Source organism: Streptomyces sp. NPDC046909, from assembly GCF_040644695.1.
GTDB lineage: Bacteria > Actinomycetota > Actinomycetes > Streptomycetales > Streptomycetaceae > Streptomyces.
Map to the genome: position 1 here is coordinate 1 of NZ_JBEYXC010000050.1, position 3,601 is coordinate 3,601.

Sequence of the window (3,601 nt, forward strand, 5' to 3'; positions counted from 1 at the left end):
CCCGAGGGCGAAGGGCAGCACGGCCAGCAATGGCGGGGCGCCGGCCGTACCGTGCTCAGCCTCGTCCCGCCTCGACGCAGGGGTCAGCTGACGAACTCGCCGACGGCGGCCTTCAGTTCGGCGAGGCCCTTCTTCGCGTCGGTGAAGAACATGCCGGTCTTCGGGTCGGTGTACAGCTCGTTGTCGATGCCCGCGTAGCCGTGGCCCATGGAGCGCTTGATGACGACGACGCTCTTGGCCCGGTCCACGTCGAGGATCGGCATGCCCGAGATCGCGTTGCCGGGGCGGCGGGCGATCGGGTTGGTCACGTCGTTCGCGCCGATCACCAACGCCACGTCGGCCTGCGGGAACTCGGGGTTGATCTCGTCCATCTCCTTCAGCTGGGTGTAGGGCACGTCGGCCTCCGCCAGCAGCACGTTCATGTGCCCCGGCATACGGCCCGCGACCGGGTGGACGGCGTAGCTGACGTCGACACCGTGGTCGGCCAGCAGCTTGGCCAGATCACCGAGTTCGTGCTGGGCCTGGGCGGCGGCGAGCCCGTACCCCGGTACGAAGACGACCTTGCCGGCGTAGGCCAGCTGGATCGCCACGTCGTCGGCCGAGAGCGACCGCACCTGGGCGGGCGCCCCGGCCCCGGGGGCCGCGGTCGCGCTGTCGCCGGTGCCGAAGCCCCCGATCACGATGCCCGCGATGGAGCGGTTCATCGCGTCGGCCATGAGCTTGGTGAGGATGCCGCCCGAGGCGCTGACGAGCATGCCCGCGACGATCAACGCGGTCTCGTCGAGCACGAAGCCCGCCATCGCGACCGCCGACCCCGTGAAGGCGTTCAACAGGGCGATGACCACCGGCATGTCGGCTCCGCCGATCGGCAGCACCAGGGTGACGCCGAAGAGCAGGGCGACGGCGGTGAGCCCGTACAGCGCGGCGCCGGAGTCGGGGGCCAGCACCAGCCGGACCGTGCCGGCCACGAAGAGGCCCGGCAGCAGCACATTGAGCACTCGCGCCCCCGGGAACACCACCGGCGCCCCGGACACCACACCCTGCAGCTTGCCCGCGGCGACCAGCGAACCGGAGAAGGTGACCGCTCCGATGACGATGTCCAGCGCGCCCGGGAGGGAGACCCTCGCGCTGAGCGCCGCCGCGTCCTCGGCCTGCAGCAGGTCGTTGACGGCGATGAGCGCGGCCGCACCGCCGCCGACGGCGTTGAAGAGGCTGACCAGTTGGGGCATCGCGGTCATCCGCACCTCGCGCGCCGCCCACAGGCCGAGTGTCGCGCCGACGAGCCCGCCCGTCGTCAGGACCAGCCAGCCGGTGCGGGTGATCGTGCCCTCGTCGGCGACCAGCCATACGGTGGCGGCAATGGCCACGGACATCGCCGCGGCGGACAGGGTGTTGCCGCGGCGGGCCGTGCGCGGGTGGTTCATGAGATGCAGGCCGAGGACGAAGCAGGCGGCCGCGGCGAGGAAGACGTAGTGGACGGTGTCGGAAACCATGACGCTCACTCCTCGGCCTTCTTCTCCGGTGCCGGCTTCGCCTTGAACATCTCCAGCATCCGGTCGGTGACGACGTATCCCCCGACGACGTTCATCGCGCCGAACGCCATGGCCACGAAGGCCAGGACATACCCGAGCCAGGTGTGCGACTCGGCCGCGATCAGCATCGCGCCGATGACGACGATGCCGTGCACCGAGTTGGAGCCGGACATCAGCGGGGTGTGCAGGGTGGCCGGGACCTTGCTGATGACCTCGACGCCGACCAGCACGCTCAGCACGAACACGGTGATCGCGGTGAGGAGATCGAGGTCGTTCATGACTGGCCTCCTCCCGTCAGCGCGGCCGTGATCTCGTCGGCCGGGTCGAGAACGAGCGCGCCGTCACGCACGAGGTGGCGCAGCAGCGCGACGAGGTTGCGTGCGTACGCCGTGGACGCGGCGGTCGGCATCGCGGACGGCAGTCGTCCGGCGCCGACGACGGTGACGCCGTTGTCCAGGACGACCGTCTTGTCGGGCGCGGAGTCCGCCACGTTGCCGCCGAGGCCGCTCGCCGCCAGGTCGATCACGACCGAGCCCGCAGCCATCCGCCCGAGCACCTCCGAGGTCACCAGCAGCGGCGGGGTGCGCCCCGGGACCTGGGCCGTGGTGATCACGACGTCGGAGCGGGCGATATGCGCCTCCAGCGCCTCCCGCTGGGCCCGCTGCTCCTCCTCGGTCAGCTCCCGTGCGTAACCGCCCTGCCCGGCGCCCGATCCGGTGCCTGGCTCGCGCTGAATGTCCAGGAATCGGGCGCCGAGCGACTCCACCTCCCCTCGCGACTCGGGGCGTACGTCGTACGCCGTGACGACGCCGCCAAGGCGGCGGGCCGTGGCGATCGCCTGCAGCCCGGCCACTCCGGCACCGAGGACGAGGACCTGCGCCGGGCGCATGGTGCCCGCGGCGGTGGTCAGCATCGGGAAGAACCGGTCGTACGAGTCCGCGGCGAGCAGCGCCGCCTTGTACCCGGCGACACTGGCCTGTGAGGTCAGCGCGTCCATGGACTGGGCGCGGCTGAGGGTGCGCGGCAGCAGATCGAGGCTCACCGTGCGGACGCCGCGCGCGGTCAGCTCCTTGACGAGGCCGGGCCGGCGCAGCGGTTCGAGCAGCCCGATGAGGGTCTGACCGGGACGCAGTGCCTCGGCGGTCTCCGCGTCGGGCGGGCCGACGCACAGGACAGCGTCCGCGCGGGCGTACAGCTCGTCCGGGGGCACGACGGTCGCGCCCACGGCGGTGTAGTCGGCGTCGGTGAACCAGGCGCCGGAGCCGGCCCCGGTCTCGACCAGGACGTCGATGCCGGCCCGGCGCAGGAGGGTGACGGCCTCGGGGACGAGGGCGACCCGGCGTTCGCCGGGGGCCCGCTCCCGTACGGCACCTACGGTGACGGTTGCCATGATCTGCTGCCTCTCCCTGTGTCCGGGGGTTCCCCGGGCCTCAGAACCCGAAGACGAGCCGTGCCTCGGCCCGTCCGCCGAGGACCTCGTCGAAGGAGTCGTTGACCTGTTCCAGACTCCGCTGCTCGGCGATGACCTGGGTGCGTCCGGCCGCGTGCAGCGCGAACACCTCGGCCAGGTCCTGGCGGGTGCCGACGATGGATCCGATGACCGAGATACCGAAGAGCACGGTTTCGAAGATCGGCACCTTGATCGCGGCGTTGTCGGCCGGCAAGGCGACCATCACGAGGCGCCCGCCCCGGTTGAGCGACCTGTAGGCCTGCTCGAAGGCCTTCGGGGCGGCGGCGAGCACGACAGCCACATCGGCGCCGCCGGCCTTCTTGATCTCCTCGACCGGGTCATGGGTGCGGGCGTTGACCAGCTGGTCGGCGCCGAGCCGGTGGGCCAGGCCCAGCTTGTCGGGCTCCAGGTCGACCGCGGTGACCAGCCCGCCCACCAACCGCGCGTACTGGACGGCCAGATGACCCAGGCCACCGATACCGAAGACGGCCACACGCTCGGCCGGGACCACCCGGGCGACCTTGATCGCCTTGTACGTGGTGACGCCCGCGCAGGTCAGCGGCGCCGCGTCGAACGACGACACCCCGTCGGGCACCTGGACGATCGCACCCGCGTCGGC

At 71.7% G+C, this 3,601-nt stretch carries 4 protein-coding genes; all 4 read right to left on the minus strand.

What is annotated here, in order from left to right:
- Window positions 1-83: 83 nt before the first annotated feature.
- Window positions 84-1,493, minus strand: coding sequence for an NAD(P)(+) transhydrogenase (Re/Si-specific) subunit beta (locus ABZ928_RS53370; RefSeq protein WP_361537134.1), 1,410 nt, complete (start codon window positions 1,491-1,493; stop codon window positions 84-86).
- 5 nt (window positions 1,494-1,498) lie between these two features.
- Window positions 1,499-1,810 (minus strand): NAD(P) transhydrogenase subunit alpha, encoded by a 312-nt coding sequence (locus ABZ928_RS53375; RefSeq protein WP_361537136.1) that lies wholly within the window; start codon window positions 1,808-1,810, stop codon window positions 1,499-1,501.
- Entirely contained in the window at window positions 1,807-2,922 is a 1,116-nt protein-coding gene (locus ABZ928_RS53380; RefSeq protein WP_361537138.1) for an NAD(P) transhydrogenase subunit alpha, read from the minus strand. The genes ABZ928_RS53375 and ABZ928_RS53380 overlap by 4 nt, the downstream gene beginning before the upstream one ends.
- 40 nt (window positions 2,923-2,962) lie before the next feature.
- Window positions 2,963-3,601 (minus strand): zinc-binding dehydrogenase (locus ABZ928_RS53385; protein WP_361537140.1); only part of this gene is annotated, 639 nt, incomplete at its 5' end.